This window comes from Flavobacterium wongokense, assembly GCF_021608265.1.
GTDB classification, from domain to species: domain Bacteria; phylum Bacteroidota; class Bacteroidia; order Flavobacteriales; family Flavobacteriaceae; genus Flavobacterium; species Flavobacterium wongokense.
Window position 1 is genome coordinate 1 of the sequence record NZ_JAKIHP010000001.1, and the last position, 17316, is coordinate 17316.

Genomic DNA, 17316 nt, shown 5'->3' on the forward strand with positions numbered 1-17316 from the left:
CAGCAATGAACAATCCCTCTCTTGCGGGGTGCAAATATAAAAACTAATATCTTCTACATCCAAATCTTTTTGAATGGTTTTAGAGAAGATTTTTTTAAAGCCTTGAATTCAAAGCATATTGCTTAATAACTTTAACAATATCTTAGCAAAAATGATGGCTTTGTAGCCCTGACTGAAATGAAAATCCTCGCTTGTTTTAGAATTAAACAAGCGAGATTGTAATGAAGGGCAGGAAAATGGATTGCTAAAATGCCCCAACCTTTCGCTCCTAATTGGTAGAATTTACTTTTTGAGTGCCTGTGCTTTCTTTTCCCAAAAGTCGTATAGTTGGTCTATATCTACTGGGTTGGCTGGTTTTTGTGGATACAGTCTGCCTCTTATGAATGCCCTATCGAGGATTGTTTCTATTAGGAAATCTTCGTTGACTTCATAAGGCGCGTATTTTGTTTTGAGATTGATATCAAATAGTCTAGCGGTATTGTTGGACCAAAAAGCTTTCCATCCGCTTTTGTAATCTTTGATTAATTCGAAAGTAGTATACCCTGTCTGGCGATGGATAAGTTTGACTAATATCTGGCCTTGCTTTCGGGAGAGTTTTTTTAATTGGCCTGTAAATTCATTCTCCATATAATCCTCTACTATTTTAAAGTATTTCTTTTTCTCCCTGTTGGTTTTCATTTTGTCCATATTCTTATTGAGCATTGTCAATCTTTCGGCCGCAATTTTTGCTATGGGATAAACTTTGTAAACCCTGTTTTGAAGTAAAAGAAATTCCTTTTTTTCTGCTGCATTCCATTTATGCCTATATACAACAACTTCTTCCAACGGAACGATAGTGTCGTTTTCATCTTCTACAACCTCTTTTTTAATGATGGAATCGTTTGTGATTTGAGCATTGGAAATAAAAGAAACTGTAAACAATAAAAAGAAATAAAGTAGCTTGTTCATTGATTTGAATTATTAGGGTAAAAATATAGAATATCCTTAACAACTCTAATGCCAAATTTATATTTTAGCAAAAAAAATATTTTATGGCAGCTAAATCCATCCTTAACAAATCATCGCTTACTTTTTTAGAAACCTATTTAAATAATGCTTCACCTACGGGTTATGAATCGAATGGTCAAAAGATTTGGATGGAATATTTGAAACCATACGTAGATACTTTTATTACCGACACTTATGGAAGCGCTGTTGGTGTAATCAATCCCGATGCAAAATATAGAGTGGTCATCGAAGGACATTCTGATGAGATTTCGTGGTATGTAAATTATATTACCGATAATGGACTTATATATGTAATTCGAAATGGTGGCTCTGACCATCAGATTGCTCCATCAAAAAGGGTTAACATCCACACCAAAAAAGGAATAGTGAAAGGAGTTTTTGGCTGGCCCGCAATTCATACCCGTAACCGTGGCAAGGAAGAATCGGCTTCGTTACATAATATATTTATTGATTGTGGCTGTTCCACTAAAGCGGAAGTTGAAAAATTGGGAGTTCATGTTGGTTGTGTCATTACGTATCCTGACGAATTCATGATCTTGAATGGCAACAAGTTTGTTTGCCGTGCGATTGACAACAGAATGGGTGGTTTTATGATTGCAGAAGTTGCCAGGCTTTTAAAGGAAAACAAAAAGAAACTGCCTTTCGGTTTATATATTACCAATTCCGTTCAGGAAGAAATTGGGCTTCGCGGTGCCGAAATGATTACCAATACCATCAAACCAAATGTAGCAATCATAACTGATGTCACTCATGACTCTTCTACTCCAATGATTGAGAAGAAGATTGAAGGCGATCTGCAAATAGGCAAAGGACCAGTCATTGCTTATGCTCCAGCGATTCATAATACATTGCGCGATTTAATCATTGATGCTGCTGAAGCCAATAAGATTCCGTTTCAGCGCAGTGCCATTTCAAGGGCAACAGGAACAGATACTGATGCATTTGCCTATAGTAATGGCGGAGTTCCATCGGCATTGATCTCATTACCTTTAAGGTATATGCACACAACAGTTGAAATGGTTCATCGTGAAGATGTTGAAAATGTCATCAAATTGATTTATGAAAGTTTGCTGAAAATTGAAAACAACGACACTTTTTCGTATTTCAAATAATATCAAAAGCCTCCCGATTGGGAGGCTTTTTTAAACCTTCGCATTCCTGCGAAAGCAATCAACCTAAACTTATAATTTTAACTCTGCAGCTTTTATCGCGTTATTGTGGACTTTAACGCTTTTAACTGTATGATTGATTCTCTCAAAATCCAAAGGGAATGTTTCGTCAGAAAGATTGCTTTCAATGATTTGATTTTGTTCTGCAATCCTGTCTTCAACAGTGTAACCTAAAGAAAGTGGCTGAGCTGCTTCTTCTTTACTTTCTGTAACCAATTTGTTTTCGGCAATAACATCTTCAACTGTTTTTACATAAGTTGATTTGATGACTGTGTTGGGGTCAAAAATTGCAGGATCATTTCCGGCATTTAGATTTGAATTTGAGAATTCCTGATTAACAAAAGTCAATTGACTTTCGCTTTGTGTGTTAACTACATTGAATGTAGTAAATTCTTGTTGGTCTAAATCTTGAGATTTAAACTCGTTAGCTGCTTTTGCAGTTGTGAAAGTTAAAGCAATTAGTCCTAAAAAAATGATTGATGATTTCATGATGATTTGATTTTTGTGATTGATGATTTATTTGTTTGGATTAATATCCTATGCAAATATATGGCTAAAAACAGGTATCTTGTTTTACATAGTACTTAAATTTAACAAAATTTTAACTTTTTAAACGGTTTTATTGAGGTTGGGATATAGTTATTGGAAATTAAAAATGAAAAAGCACCGTCTATGAACACAAACGGTGCTTTCCTCCTTGATAATTAAGCTTGTTTCAAAAATTCTAAAGCTTCCATTGATTTTGAGTTCTCAGCATATTGCATTGCTGTATTCCCTCTTTCATCTTTAAGTTTTTTGTCTGCACCTTTTTCCAATAAGTATTTGATGATTTCTACTTTGTTGTAACGAGCTGCAAACATTAGTGGTGTTAAACCGTTTACCATTTCGTTTACATCGGCGCCATATTCGACGAATTTTTTAACTGTCGCCAAGTCTCCTTTTAGAATAGCGTTGCACAATGGGGAATTTCCGTAATTCACAATTTCAGTAGAAGTTGTAACAGTTGAAACAGTGCTTGCTCCGGCTACATTTGTAAAAGCTACCAGAGCTAATCCTAGGATAATGATTGTTTTTTTCATGATGATGATGATTTAAAATTGTTAATGATTAGAAGTAAGACTATATAGTTTAAAATTCGTTACAGCGTAAATAAAAATTATAACATATTTTTAACAAATAGCCTGATTACTAACACATCACAAAGAAAAACCATCCGTGTTGAGGGATGGTTAGTTTATCTTTATTTGTATGTTATATCATTAGCTTCAATAAAGTTTTACTATTTTGTTGTTTTTCAAAATTCCCTTAAATTTCAAGGTGTCACCCTTTCTTAGATTATACACCATCATTGCGAATCCATATTTCCACTGTGGCTCACCCTGACTATAATAACCCTTCCTATCTTTCCAATACAAATCATAACCTTTCATTTCGGGAAACTTATCAAGCATTCCAGTTAGTATTTTATGCTTCCTAAAATATTCTCTCTGCTCAGGTGTCATTTTAGGATTGTCTGAAAATTTATAGTGAACTAATAGTGTGGTATTAATATTGTAATCGGTTTTAAACTCTACTTCTTCAACTCCCAATTTGTCTTTTTCTATCGCGTCATCAGGTAGAGTCGTAACAAATAAGTCATTTAGAGAAAGCTTATACGCTAAATTATTGACCGTAACATTAATCGAATCCCTCCCATATCCCTGGTAATCTCTATTGTAAATTATTTCATAGACATAGCCCGGCCTACCCGAAACACGAGGTAAGCTACGCTTAAAGCGACTATATTTGTACGAGTTGATAGTTCCGATTTTTATAAGTGAAACAGCGACAGGTTTATGATTAAAAGGTGAGAAACTTAAATTATCATCTGTGATTACCGCCTTGATTTCAGGAAGATTTTTGATTCTATCCAACTCTTTCTGCCTTACTTTTTGAATGCTGTCAGTGTTAACCGTTTTCTCGTCTTTAATAGCCATAAACATCCCGAAAAAAGCAACTAAGGCAATGATAGCAATCACGGCACAACCGCCAACAAAAAAAAGGAGTATCCTTTTCATTATTGTCTCAGAAAGGCCAGCACGTTTTTCTCGATGCGTTCATTGATATTGGAAATATCAGCCTTAATGAATTTTTCACCAATGATATTCTCATACAATTCGATATAGCGTTCTGAAACGGTTTCTATATACTCATCAGTCATATTTGGAATTTGTTGACCTTCTTTTCCTTGAAAGCCATTTTCTATTAACCAACGACGCACAAATTCCTTTGACAATTGCTTTTGTTCTTCACCATTATCCTGTCTTTGCTGGTAACCGTCGGCGTAAAAATAGCGCGAAGAATCCGGCGTGTGGATTTCGTCAATAAGAACAATTGTCCCGTCTTTGGTTTTGCCAAATTCGTATTTGGTATCAACCAAAATAAGCCCACGCTCCAAGGCAATTTCTGTACCGCGCTTGTATAAAGCATGTGTATATTGTTCAAGAATCAAATAATCTTCTTCTGATACAATAGTGTTTGCCAAAATTGCTTCCCGCGAAATGTCTTCGTCATGTGAACCGTTATCAGCCTTGGTAGTTGGAGTAATTATAGGTATTGGGAATTTGTCGTTTTCCTTTAATCCTTCAGGCATTGACACGCCACAAATCGTTCTTTTGCCAAGAGCATATTCCCGTGCGGCATGTCCTGAAAGATAACCCCGGATTACCATTTCAACCTTAAAAGGTTCGCAAAGATGTCCAACCGCAACATTTGGATCTGGAGTTGCAATAAGCCAATTGGGAACGATGTCCTTTGTAAGATGCATGAATTTTGTCGCAATCTGATTTAATATTTGCCCCTTGTAGGGAATTCCTTTTGGCATTACGACATCAAAGGCCGACAATCTATCAGTGGCAATCATCACCAATAATTCGTCATTGATGTTATAGACTTCGCGGACTTTACCACGATAAACAGATTTTTGTCCAGGAAACTGGAAATGGGTTGTAGTTATAGTATTCATTATGTTGTGTTGTTGTGGGTGCAAAAATAGAAATTTGGTACAACATTTCAGCCATCAACTTAAATTAAAAAAAGAACCCTGTCAAAATTGACAGGGTTTGTTTTTTAATAATCATTGTTCTCAATGCTCTTATAGGCATCGATGACTTTTTTCACCAATCGGTGACGTACAATGTCTTTGTCATCCAGGTAAATAATTCCAATACCTTCCACATCTTTCAGCACAAGTATAGCTTCTTTCAATCCTGAAATGGTTCGGCGTGGTAAATCAACCTGTCCGGGATCACCGGTAATGATGAACTTGGCATTTTTTCCCATACGCGTCAGGAACATTTTCATTTGCGAGTGTGTAGTATTCTGTGCCTCATCCAAAATCACAAAAGCATTATCAAGCGTACGCCCACGCATAAAGGCTAAAGGCGCAATCTGAATGATTCCTTTTAAGATATAATCCTCCAAAGTTTGTGGCGGAATCATATCGCGTAAAGCATCATATAAAGGCTGCATGTAGGGATCGAGTTTTTCTTTCATATCGCCAGGAAGGAAACCAAGGTTTTCACCAGCTTCTACTGCAGGACGCGTCAAAATGATACGCTTAACCTGTTTTTCCTTTAAGGCTTTTACTGCCAAGGCAACTCCGGTATAGGTTTTACCGGTTCCAGCAGGACCTACGGCAAAAACCATATCGTTTTTGTTTACATAGTCAACAAGTTTTTGTTGGTTAGGGGTCATTGCCTTAATAAGCTTGCCTCCTATTCCGTGTACCAGGATTTTATCGCTGTCGGGCATGCGCTGCTCTTCCTGCGAATTACTTTGTATGACCCGGTCGATAACGTTATCATCAATATTGTTGTAGCGTGTAAAATGCAGCATTAGTCGGTTAAAGCGGTTTTCGAACTCATCTAACTCTTCTTTCTCTCCGAATGCTTTAAGGGTAGTGCCTCGGGCTACGATTTTGAGTTTAGGGTAATATCTTTTAATGGTTTCAAGATGAGCATCTTGAGCACCCCAAAATTCTTTGGGTGCGATGTCGTGTAATTCAATGATACGTTCGTTCAAATGCAGTAGTATTAAATTAAAATAATTCGCTATATATTGTTAGCTTTGTATCCAAATTTAATCAAATAAAAGAATAGCTTTTACTATTTTTGAAACCGATTTCCATCAAGTTATAAACAATTTATGTCAATAATTACCTTAACCACCGATTACGGATTAAAAGATCACTTTGTTGGTTCATTAAAAGGTAAAATATTATCCGAGTTCCGTGAAGCCTCGATTATTGACATTTCCCACAATATAGATGCCTTTAATGTTGCCGAAGCAGCTTATATTATTGGCGCAGCCTACGGAAGCTTTCCTAAAGGAACCGTACATTTGATAGGTGTTGACATCGAATTGAACAAAGAAAACCAGCATATTGCCATGCAATGGAACGATCAGTACTTTGTTTGCGCCGACAATGGCATTCTCAGCATGCTGATACAAAAGATTGTGCCGCAGAAATTGGTTGCCATCAACATCCATGACCGTTTGCCAAATGACGCTACCGATTTGGACGTTTTTGTAAAGGTGGCCTGTCATTTAGCCAAAGGCGGCCTGCCAAATGTTATTGGCAAGGAAATAAAAGCCATAAAAGAAGTAACCGAACTTCAGGCGGTGGTTCAGGAAAGCCAAATTAAGGGTTATGTAATCTACATTGACCATTTGGGGAATGCGGTGACCAATATTTCGAAAAAAATGTTTTTGGAAACCGGAAAAGCAAGGCCGTATACTATTCAGTTTAAAAACCAGACCATAAAAACCATATTACCTAAATATTCAGACATTGGGATTTCCGAAAAATATCCTTTAAAGTATTATGAAGGTGAAAAACTGGCGATATTCAATGAAGCCGGTTTCCTGGAGATTGCCATCTTCAGGAGCAATCCTGAAACAGTTGGTTCTGCAACTAGTTTATTAGGCTTGGGTTATAGGGATGTAGTTAGCATTGAATTTAAAAATCAATAAATACTAATTTGAATAAAATTTCGTTTAAGTAATATCCAAACAAAAAAAATGTTTATCAGAATAGTAAAAATGAGTTTCCACGAAGAGCATATTCCCAAATTTTTGGAGAATTTTGACGTGATGAAAGAAAAAATACGCGGTGCAAATGGGAATCGATTCCTGGAGTTATACCAGGACAAATACAATCCCTGCATCTTTTTCACCTATAGCTTTTGGGAAACCGAAGATGATTTGGAAAACTACCGTCGTTCAGAGCTGTTTTATGATGTTTGGACTTTTACCAAAAAATTATTCAACGAAAAGCCCGAAGCATGGAGTGTGGACAAGGTAGTTTCGTTACCTTAAAATTAAAAATTACGAATAAAAGAATTATATGAAATCAATAGCGTTACGCGAAATAAAATCCTTCTTTGGTTCCCCAATAGGCTACCTCGTGATTGGATTGTTTCTACTACTCAACGGCTTGTTCCTTTGGGTTTTTGATGGCGAATACAACATACTGCAAAGCGGTTTTGCCGATTTGAGTCCATTTTTCACTTTGGCACCATGGATTTTCATTTTCCTGATTCCGGCCGTGACCATGCGAAGCTTTTCAGATGAGAAAAAGCAGGGAACGATCGAATTATTATTGACCAAACCTTTATCGCTTTGGCAGATTGTGAACGGAAAATTTTTAGGTTCATTCCTATTGATTGTAATCGCATTGATTCCGACTTTGGTTTATGTTTATGTCATTTCGAGTTTGGGACTTCAGGAAGGCAATATCGATATGGGAAGAACCATGGGTTCTTACTTTGGGTTGCTGTTTTTGGTTGCGGCCTATACTTCAATTGGTATTTTCACTTCAACGCTTTCTGAAAATCAGATTGTGGCTTTTTTGCTTGCCGTGTTTTTGTGTTTCCTTTTTTATTTTGGATTCGAGGGTATTTCAAGTTATGCTAAAGGTTTTCAGGATGCAGTTGCGCGCATCGGAATGGATTACCATTTCAAAAGCATGTCGCGTGGTGTTTTGGATACAAGGGATATTTTATACTTTTTGAGTGTGGCATTTTTGTTCCTGTCATTTACTGTTTTTAAACTTAAATCCTTGAAATCGTAATGAGCGCAGCCAAAAATAACTTCAAGAAAATTGGTGTTACTATTGGGATAATAGTACTGCTAAACCTGGTTGGGCATTTTGTTTTCAAACGATTTGACCTTACAGCCGACAAACGGTATACGCTTTCGCAGACTTCATTGAATATCATCGACGAAGTCAAGGAACCCTTATATATTGATGTATTCCTCGAAGGTGATTTTCCGGGTGAATTCAAGAAACTCCAAACCGAAACCCAGCAGTTATTAGAAGAGTTTAAAGCACAGAATTCGAATATCATTTTCCAATTTGTCAATCCGCTGGAAGACGAAGACAACAAGGAAAAAACCATGCAGTCGTTTCTTGAACGTGGCCTGACTCCGGTAAACGTTACGGTAAACGACAAAGGACAGCAAACTCAGGAAGTGGTTTTTCCGTGGGCTGTAGCTACCTGTGGAAACCGTTCGGTGAAAGTGCCTTTACTGAAAAATATGATGGGCGCTTCAACAGCTGAAAAAGTGGTGAGTTCAGTGCAGCATTTGGAATACGCTTTCGCGAATGCCATTAATACAGTTGCAAAGGCCAAGCAGAAAAAAGTAGCCGTAATCCAAGGGAATGGCGAGCTGCACGATATTTTGATTGCCGATTTTGTAAAGTCGGTTAAGGATAATTATTATATAGGTCCGTTTACTTTGGATTCGGTGGCTAAAAGTCCGGTCGAGAGTCTGAAATACCTAAAAAAATACGATTTGGCCGTTATTGCCAAACCAACGGAAGCTTTCTCTGACGAGGAAAAGCAAGTTCTGGATCAGTTTATCATCAATGGCGGAAAAGCGATTTGGCTTGTGGATCAGGTGAATATGGAAATGGACAGCCTTTACAATCAATCGGGAACCAATTTGGCCTTTCCAAGGGATTTGAATCTGAACGATATGTTCTTCAAATATGGCATCCGAATCCAACCCGATTTGATTTTTGATTTGCAGAATACACCTATTGCTTTGGCAACCGGAGATGCGGGAAGTTCTACACAATACACCCAATATCCGTGGTTTTATTCGCCAATGATTTATCCAACATTGAAAAACCCAATTGTGAGCAATCTGGACGGAATTAAGTTTGAATTTGCAAGTCCGATTGAACCTTTGAAAAATGATATCAAAAAAACCGTTTTATTGCAATCGTCCAAATATTCAAGATTAATTGGAACGCCTGCAGAAGTAAGCCTGAAAATCGTTTCGGAAAGACCCGAACAAAAAGATTTTGTGGGCAAAGGAAATTATCCGGTTGCGGTTTTATTGGAAGGACAATTCCATTCGGTTTATGAAAACAGGGTCTTACCATTCAAGGATGCTACTTTCAAAAACGCCGGAAAAGACAGCAAAATGATTGTGATTTCGGATGGTGATGTCATCAAAAACCAATTAGACAAAAACTTCCAGCCAATGGAATTGGGTTATGATAAATGGACGAATAACTTGTATGCCAATAAGGAATTCATGCTGAATTGCGTCAATTATTTACTGGACGATAACGGACTTATTAACATTAGAAGCAAGGAAGTGGATTTGCCTATTTTGGATAAGGAAAAAGTCTATGCCAACTACACCCAATCACAAGTCATAACTGTTGCAGTTCCAATCGTTATTTTGTTGCTGTTTGGAGTTGTATTTACCATTTTGCGCAAGCGGAAATACAGTAAATAAGTGTTAATAAAAAACTTTTTGAAATCACCTACTTTAAGATATATTTGTAAAAATTAAATTCACTATGAAATTTATAGTATCGAGTTCATACTTACTAAAACAATTACAAGTACTGGGAAGTGTTATTAATAGCAGCAACACTTTACCCATTTTAGATAACTTCCTATTTGAGTTAGACCACAAAAATTTAAGTGTTTCAGCTTCCGATTTAGAGACAACCATGTCGGCTACTTTAGAAATTGACTCAACCAGTAAAGGAAGCGTTGCAGTTCCTGCAAAATTGCTATTGGACATCCTGAAAACATTTCCAGAGCAGCCTTTGACCTTTACTGTTGAAGAAAACAGCACAATTGAAATCAGCTCAAACTCAGGTAAATATGCGATTGCTTATGCTCCGGGAGAAGAATTCCCAAAATCGGTAAACCTTGATAACCCATCATCAACTGTAGTTCCGTCAGAAGTATTGGCGACAGCAATCAGCAAAACCATCTTTGCTGCCGGAAACGACGATTTGCGTCCGGTAATGAGTGGTGTGTTTTTCCAGTTTTCTCCGGAAGGTTTGATTTTCGTAGCAACCGATGCACACAAATTAGTGAAATATGCACGTGCCGATGTAAAAGCGTCTCAGGTTGCGGATTTTATCATGCCAAAGAAACCTTTGAATATTTTGAAAAGCATTTTAGGAACTTCTGATTCGGATGTGACTATTGAATACAATGATTCAAATGCAACCTTCTCTTTTGACAGTTATATTTTGACCTGTCGTTTAATCGACGGAAAATATCCAAATTATGAAGCGGTTATTCCAAAGGAAAATCCAAATAAGTTAATGATCAACAGAGTATTGTTATTGAATTCGGTTCGTCGTGTTGCGATTTTCTCTAACAAAACCACGCACCAGATTCGTTTGAAAATTGCCGGTGCCGAATTGAATATTTCTGCAGAAGATATTGATTACTCAAACAAAGCTGAAGAAAGATTGACCTGTGATTACCAAGGTGATGACATGCAGATCGGATTTAACTCGCGTTTCCTTTCTGAAATGTTGACCAACCTGACTTCTGATGAGATTATGTTGGAAATGTCGATGCCAAACCGCGCCGGAATCTTAACACCAATTGATGGCCTTGATGAAGGCGAAACCGTTACCATGCTTGTAATGCCGGTAATGCTGAACAATTAAATATAAACTAACCTTTATACCAGAGAACCGTAATTTCGAAAGATGTTACGGTTCTTTCATTTTCAACGCTTGTTAACCCATTGCCAGCGTTTGTTCATCCAACGCCGTCACTTATTCATTTCTACAAACTGCTGATTTAAATCTTCATTTCTTTGGGAATGATTTTAAGAGAAAGCATGAAGAATAAATATTCTTTTGCCGTTGGCATTTCAACTTTTATACTTGCATCGTTAATTATAGTGCATTGGGCTTTCATTTGTTCTTTTGATGAATTCTTCCATTTGTACAAACGCGGGTTCAGTCCACAGACCATAAAAGCTTTGCCTCTTTTTTTAAAACCATTATATAAAGGCGTTCCCAATTTAATAACACTGATTAGTTATGTGCTATTTACCTTTTCGGCTTTCTTTCTTGTAGGGCAAAAAAGGAAAACTTATTTTTATATGGGAATCAGTTCTTTTTTAATGATTGCGTACCTATTTTTATTTTTAGTTAATGCATAACTGTTTCATCATTAACAATGTTAAAAAAATAACATTAATCTTAAATAGTTGCATCTATTTTTTAATATATTTGGCAACCTAACAATTAAAAACCAATTAATAAAATGAAAAAAAATGTACTTGCAGGCTTAGTATGTCTTGCTATCGGAATGAGTGCTTCTGCACAGAAATTAGGAAGTTTTGGCGCTGATTTGGCAAAAAAATCAGTAATGGGAAAAGAAATCAGGGTTCCTTATACAGATATGATAAGCTACTACGGTTTTATCAAGCCAGGTTCTAAACCAGACGAAGTTAAAGGCGGAAAAAAAATGTATTACATCTATGTTTGGGTTCCTGTTGCAGCTCCTGAAATTGGAGTAAGAATGATTTCTCCAGTACCAGACAGCATGAAGCCTTCAGATAAGGATTATGTTTCTGCAGATTATACTGCAAATGCATCAAACACAACAAGTTTCTTCGATACTTGGATAACTTTGGAAAGAGCTGACGGAATTTTTAAAGTGGAAGATGTTGCTGGAAAAGCAAAATCTGCATCTTGGACAAAAATTGAAGTAAATGATGATTCAAGTGAAATGCCTGCAAATCCAAAAGGGAGCAAGTATAACTCTTTGATGAGAATCACAAGCGAGGTTTCAAACCCAACAAAATCTTTGGTTATGGGGTTATACAGAATTGGGTTCACCACTTACAAAACAGGTGAAGTTGAAGGAAGCTTCTTAGCTCAATTGGGTGCTCCGGTTAAACTTCCTGGAGTTCAGGTAGCGGTAAATCCGGCTGACATCAAGAAAATGTAATTCTTAACATCAATAAAAACAAAAAGCCTCTCGTTTTGAACGAGAGGCTTTTTGTTTATTCGTGTATTGCCAAAATCGGAGTTTTGGAATGCAATGCCATTTTCTGTGTAGTCGATGTGGTAAAAAGTCGCGTGAAAAAGTTCTTTTTGTGCATCACCATTGCTAATAAATCAATGCTTTGGTTGATCATAAAATCCTCAATCGTTGCCTCGATATCATCACTTGGAATTATAAAGAATTCCAGATTATCTTCATTTTCAAATACGGATTCCCAATATTGGATTTTTTCTCCCTTGAAATCGGAATCCGGAGTTTTTACATAAAGGCATTTTACTTTCGCATCCAGTTTTTTGGCCAAGGATAAAATTTCGTTTAATGCATAAATTTCATCTTCTTTGTAACGGGTCCTAAATCCAATGGTTTTGATTTGATGGAATTTGGTATCATGCGCCACGCTCAAAACCGGAACATCAATATCTGAAATTACGCTGCTGGTATTGGTGCCTATAAAGGAATCAAACCAACCGGAAGCGCCGTTGGTTCCCATTACCACAAAATCAATGTTTTCCTGTCGAACCACTTCCTTGATACAGTAAACTAAATCGCCATTCATCATAATATGGTTCAGTTCTATGGAACCTGCATTATGTTCCGTGGCAATTTCATTCAGCGTGTTCAATTCTTCTTCAAAATGATTGGAGTTGGTAACTTCCAGAGTGTCGTAAATTTCAGCATAATTGACAGGCACAACCTGACTGTCTACAATTGGCAGCTCAAAAGTATGGAGCAAAACCAAGTCGGCATTGTACAATTTCGCCATTTCAAGCGCATATACAAAAGCATTTTCAGAAGTCTCTGAAAAATCTATCGGGACAAGTATCTTTCTCATGGCAGTTGATTTTAAATTCAGCATAAAATTACAACCCGTTCATACAAATAAAACATTAATTATAAGCACGTTAACATTTTAGTTTTTATATATAATTTATGCTGAAAATCATATAAACATCGCGTCTTAAGTTTTATTACCTTTGCGCTTCCAACTTTGTTAAAATGATTTCACAAGAAACTATTGTTGCCTTAGCCTCGCCTTCAGGCGCTGGCGCCATTGCTGTCATCAGGCTTTCAGGTAAAGACGCATTGACCATTGCAGAGCAGGTTTTCCAATCGGTTTCAGGAAAAAGCATTTCCAAACAAAAAACGCATACCATTCATCTTGGTCATATTGTAGATAATGGAAAAATCTATGACCAGGTATTGGTTTCGATATTTAAAAATCCGAATTCCTATACCGGTGAAGATGTGGTCGAGATTTCCTGTCATGGTTCGACTTATATCCAGCAACAAATCATTCAATTATTATTGCGAAAAGGCTGCCGAATGGCACAAGCCGGTGAATTTACCTTGCGCGCTTTTTTAAACGGCAAACTCGATTTATCACAAGCCGAAGCAGTTGCCGATTTGATTTCATCAGACAACGAAGCCAGCCATCAGATTGCGATGCAGCAAATGCGTGGCGGTTTCTCGAACGAAATTGCCAAGTTAAGGGAAGAACTGTTGAATTTTGCTTCGCTTATCGAACTTGAATTGGATTTTGCCGAGGAAGATGTAGAATTCGCAGACCGAACCCAGTTCAGCGATTTATTGAACCGAATCGAGTTTGTCCTAAAACGACTGATTGATTCCTTTGCAGTTGGAAATGTCATTAAAAATGGAATTCCTGTAGCCATTGTGGGTGAACCCAATGTTGGAAAATCAACTTTACTGAATGCTTTGCTAAACGAAGAAAGAGCTATTGTTTCGGATATTGCCGGAACAACGCGTGATACCATTGAGGACGAATTGGTCATTGAAGGCATTGGTTTCCGCTTTATTGATACAGCCGGAATCCGTGAAACAAAAGATGTAGTTGAAAGCATTGGTATCAAAAAAACATTTGAAAAGATTGAACAGGCGCAGGTAATCGTCTATTTATTAGATAGTTTAGAATATCAGGTTTCAAGTTCCAAATTCCAGGTTGAGCTGGAAAAAATCAAAAACCAGTTTCCATTAAAACCTTTAATTATCATTGGAAACAAGGTTGACAGGCTTTCTGCCGAAGAAGTTTCAAATTTAAAGTCGCAAATCGAGAATATTTTACTACTTTCGGCGAAGGAAAAACAAGGAATTGAGAATTTAAAAGCCCAACTACTTTCTTTCGTTAATACCGGTGCTTTGCGCAACAACGAAACTATAGTAACCAACACCCGTCATTACGATTCGCTTTTGAAGGCATTGGAGGAAATCCAGAAAGTGAAATTTGGAATGCAGAGCAATTTGTCTTCCGATTTGATGGCAATTGACATTAAGCAGGCATTGTATTACTTTGGCGAAATAACAGGCGAAGTTACCAATGATGAACTTTTAGGAAATATTTTCGCGAATTTCTGCATCGGAAAATAAAATTTCAAGACTTATCGGTTGGGATTTTCTGTAAATTTATACATCTTTTCATCCTTTAAAAAATGACAATTAAATGAGTTTCAAGAGAAATTGGACAAAGCTCTCAAAATGGTTTTTGACAAGGCCCAACACTTCCGGAACTTTGGTTTTCCTTTTGTTGCTTTTGTTTGTGTTCTTTTTAGTGAAATTCAGGTATAATGTTGCCAAAGAAAATCAGCATCGTGAAATGTCGAACATCATTAATGTTGTTCAGCAAAACTTTGAACAAGTCCTAAAGAATAGTTATGTAACAACATTAACGCTTGCCATGACGGTCAATGACGAAGGCAAGCCTGAGAATTTTGACAGGATTGCGGCCCAACTTGTAAATTCAAATCCTTCCATTGATGCGGTGCAGCTTGTCCCAAATGGTGTGATTCAATATGTTTATCCGTTTGAAGCAAACGAAGCGGCGATTGGTTATGACATCCTGAACAGTCCGAAAGTAAAACAGGAAGCGCTGAAATCGATAGAAACCAAACTGATTTATTTTGCCGGGCCTTTGAAATTAAAGCAAGGCGGAATGGGCGTTGTCGGAAGGCTGCCCGTTTTTATGGAAAATAAATTCTGGGGATTTTCGGCAGTGATCATTCGTCTGGAAACTTTGATAAAAGTCTCCGGTATTGAATCCATTGATGATTCGAAATATTATTTCCAGTTTTCAAAAGTAAATCCGACTACCAGAAAAGAGGAATTTTTCCTTTCCAATAAAACTGATTTTTCCGATCATTATTTTCAAACCGTTACAATTCCTGACGGTGACTGGAAATTGTATTTAATTGCCAGGGAAAAAAATGCACTCATTTATCAGGTCTTCATTTTCTTCTTTTTTGGGTTTTTATTATCGCTGTTGTTTGCGCTTTGGGTAGTTTCGATTATGAAAAAACCGGCTCAGCTGCAAAAAAAGGTGTTCCAGCAGGCACAAAAAATACACGAAAGTGAAACAGAATTCAAAACCTTGTTTGAACAGGCACCTGTTGGGATTGCCAAAGTTGACAGTGACAATGGTGATTTTATTACAGTTAATAGTGAGTTTTGCAGGATTGTTGGTTATCCTGAAGAAGAGCTGACCAATTCCAATTTTCAAAAAATTACACATCCTGATGATCTTGAAAATAATATAAACTGCCTTCACAAACTGAAGGACGGAAGCCTGCATGAATTTGCCATGGAGAAACGTTACCTGCACAAATCTGGAAGAACGGTTTGGGTAAATGTGATTGTTTCCAAATTATGGAAATCGGATGGAAATGTGAAATGCAATATTGCCATCGTTGAAGACATTACCGATAAAAAACGCGCTGAAGAAGAACTAAAACAATCCTTTCAATTGGTTTCAGACCAGAATAAAAGGCTCCTGAATTTCTCGTATATCGTTTCTCACAACTTAAGGTCACACACCAGCAACATCCAGACTATTTCTGATTTTTTGGAATCAGCCGAAACCAAAGAGGAACGTGACGAAATGATTGATTTATTGAAAAGGGTTTCGGATTCCCTTAATGAAACGATGTCCAACCTGAATGAAGTGGTTAGCATCCGAACCAATATTAATTTAAGCATTGAGCATCTGAACCTCAATGAATATATCGAAAAGGCCAAACTGATTTTAGGACAGCAAATCCTTAAGAAGGAAGCCCTGGTCCAAAATTTGGTTTCCAAAACCATCGTCATCGATTATAACGCTGCTTATCTTGAAAGCATCCTTTTCAATATGATTTCGAATGCAATTCGGTATAGCCACAATGACCGAAAACCGGAAATTATCCTTTCCTTTGATGAAGAAACAAAATCGCTTAAGATTCAGGATAACGGAATTGGAATCGATTTAAAGAAAAATGGGGATAAACTTTTTGGCATGTACAAGACGTTCAACAACAATCCTGATTCAAAAGGAATTGGATTGTTCCTTGTAAAAAACCAGGTTGACGCCATGGGTGGAAAAATTAGGGCAGAAAGCAAACTGAATGAAGGCACAACATTTACAATCTATTTCAAATGAGTAAAGTGATATGCATCATAGACGACGATCCTATTTATCAGTTCCTGATTAATAAGATTATTGATAATTCCAAAGGCAATCATGAGGTTATGTTCTTTAAAAATGGAAAGGAGGCCTTGGATTATTTTACATTGGATATTGCTAAAAATCTGCCCGACATCATCCTTCTCGATTTGGAAATGCCTGTGATGGATGGATGGGATTTTTTGAAGGAAATAGACAAACTCCACATCGACGATACCGCAATTTACATAGTAAGCTCTTCCATTTCAGACGAAGATAAAAGGCGTGCTAAAAAATTCCCGAAAATAAAAGGGCACTTTTCAAAACCAATCAATTCCAATAAAATACAGGAAATCACCAAAAAAATCGAATAAGCTTA

The 17316-nt window shown here is 37.0% G+C and carries 17 protein-coding genes; 10 read left to right on the top strand and 7 right to left on the bottom strand.

From position 1 onward, the window contains the following. Positions 1 to 282: 282 nt before the first annotated feature. Positions 283 to 948, bottom strand: a complete 666-nt coding sequence (locus tag L1S31_RS00005; RefSeq protein ID WP_236460015.1) for a DUF4294 domain-containing protein — start codon at positions 946 to 948, stop codon at positions 283 to 285. Between the two features lie 83 nt (positions 949 to 1031). Between L1S31_RS00005 and L1S31_RS00010 the strand changes: the two genes are divergently transcribed. Next, complete coding sequence (locus L1S31_RS00010; RefSeq protein ID WP_236460016.1) at positions 1032 to 2120, top strand: M42 family metallopeptidase; 1089 nt, start codon at positions 1032 to 1034, stop codon at positions 2118 to 2120. A gap of 69 nt (positions 2121 to 2189) precedes the next feature. Here L1S31_RS00010 and L1S31_RS00015 read toward each other — a convergent pair whose 3' ends face one another. From L1S31_RS00015 to L1S31_RS00035, 5 genes are all read right to left on the bottom strand, one after another. Then, complete coding sequence (locus L1S31_RS00015; protein WP_236460017.1) at positions 2190 to 2666, bottom strand: hypothetical protein; 477 nt, start codon at positions 2664 to 2666, stop codon at positions 2190 to 2192. A 215-nt stretch (positions 2667 to 2881) separates the two neighbouring features. Beyond that, positions 2882 to 3256, bottom strand: coding sequence for an ankyrin repeat domain-containing protein (locus L1S31_RS00020; protein WP_236460018.1), 375 nt, complete (start codon positions 3254 to 3256; stop codon positions 2882 to 2884). 186 nt (positions 3257 to 3442) lie between these two features. Further along, complete coding sequence (locus L1S31_RS00025) at positions 3443 to 4234, bottom strand: hypothetical protein (protein WP_236460019.1); 792 nt, start codon at positions 4232 to 4234, stop codon at positions 3443 to 3445. After that, entirely contained in the window at positions 4234 to 5181 is a 948-nt protein-coding gene (locus L1S31_RS00030) for a phosphoribosylaminoimidazolesuccinocarboxamide synthase (protein ID WP_236460020.1), read from the bottom strand. Before L1S31_RS00030 ends, L1S31_RS00025 begins: the two co-directional genes overlap by 1 nt. A 104-nt stretch (positions 5182 to 5285) precedes the next feature. Then, positions 5286 to 6239, bottom strand: coding sequence for a PhoH family protein (locus L1S31_RS00035; RefSeq protein ID WP_236460021.1), 954 nt, complete (start codon positions 6237 to 6239; stop codon positions 5286 to 5288). Positions 6240 to 6362: 123 nt separating this feature from the next. Between L1S31_RS00035 and L1S31_RS00040 the strand changes: the two genes are divergently transcribed. From L1S31_RS00040 to L1S31_RS00065, 6 genes are all read left to right on the top strand, one after another. Continuing rightward, complete coding sequence (locus L1S31_RS00040) at positions 6363 to 7190, top strand: SAM hydrolase/SAM-dependent halogenase family protein (protein ID WP_236460022.1); 828 nt, start codon at positions 6363 to 6365, stop codon at positions 7188 to 7190. Positions 7191 to 7238: 48 nt separating this feature from the next. Beyond that, the gene (locus L1S31_RS00045; RefSeq protein WP_236460023.1) at positions 7239 to 7535 is read left to right on the top strand and encodes a putative quinol monooxygenase; all 297 of its coding nucleotides are present in this window, start codon (positions 7239 to 7241) and stop codon (positions 7533 to 7535) included. 28 nt (positions 7536 to 7563) lie between these two features. Then, positions 7564 to 8289, top strand: a complete 726-nt coding sequence (gene gldF / locus L1S31_RS00050; protein WP_236460024.1) for a gliding motility-associated ABC transporter permease subunit GldF — start codon at positions 7564 to 7566, stop codon at positions 8287 to 8289. Further along, positions 8289 to 9971 (top strand): gliding motility-associated ABC transporter substrate-binding protein GldG, encoded by a 1683-nt coding sequence (gldG, locus tag L1S31_RS00055; protein WP_236460025.1) that lies wholly within the window; start codon positions 8289 to 8291, stop codon positions 9969 to 9971. Before gldF ends, gldG begins: the two co-directional genes overlap by 1 nt. A 64-nt stretch (positions 9972 to 10035) precedes the next feature. Next, positions 10036 to 11154: a DNA polymerase III subunit beta gene (gene dnaN / locus L1S31_RS00060; protein WP_236460026.1), complete on the top strand. Its 1119-nt coding sequence runs from the start codon at positions 10036 to 10038 to the stop codon at positions 11152 to 11154. Between the two features lie 607 nt (positions 11155 to 11761). Beyond that, on the top strand, positions 11762 to 12451 hold the full coding sequence (locus tag L1S31_RS00065) for a Lipl32 family lipoprotein (RefSeq protein WP_236460027.1): 690 nt from the start codon (positions 11762 to 11764) through the stop codon (positions 12449 to 12451). 55 nt (positions 12452 to 12506) lie between these two features. Here the strand turns inward: L1S31_RS00065 and L1S31_RS00070 are convergent, their stop codons facing one another. Continuing rightward, a complete protein-coding gene (locus tag L1S31_RS00070; protein ID WP_236460028.1) occupies positions 12507 to 13340 on the bottom strand; it encodes a universal stress protein in 834 nt (277 codons plus the stop codon). Between the two features lie 164 nt (positions 13341 to 13504). Here L1S31_RS00070 and mnmE point away from each other — a divergent pair, with 164 nt between their 5' ends. From mnmE to L1S31_RS00085, 3 genes are all read left to right on the top strand, one after another. Further along, positions 13505 to 14893 carry a tRNA uridine-5-carboxymethylaminomethyl(34) synthesis GTPase MnmE gene (gene mnmE / locus L1S31_RS00075; RefSeq protein ID WP_236460029.1) on the top strand — a complete coding sequence of 463 codons (1389 nt, stop codon included), beginning with the start codon at positions 13505 to 13507 and terminating at the stop codon, positions 14891 to 14893. Positions 14894 to 14966: 73 nt separating this feature from the next. After that, the gene (locus L1S31_RS00080) at positions 14967 to 16934 is read left to right on the top strand and encodes a PAS domain S-box protein (protein ID WP_236460030.1); all 1968 of its coding nucleotides are present in this window, start codon (positions 14967 to 14969) and stop codon (positions 16932 to 16934) included. Beyond that, the gene (locus L1S31_RS00085; protein ID WP_236460031.1) at positions 16931 to 17311 is read left to right on the top strand and encodes a response regulator; all 381 of its coding nucleotides are present in this window, start codon (positions 16931 to 16933) and stop codon (positions 17309 to 17311) included. Before L1S31_RS00080 ends, L1S31_RS00085 begins: the two co-directional genes overlap by 4 nt. The last annotated feature ends 5 nt before the right edge of the window (positions 17312 to 17316 follow it).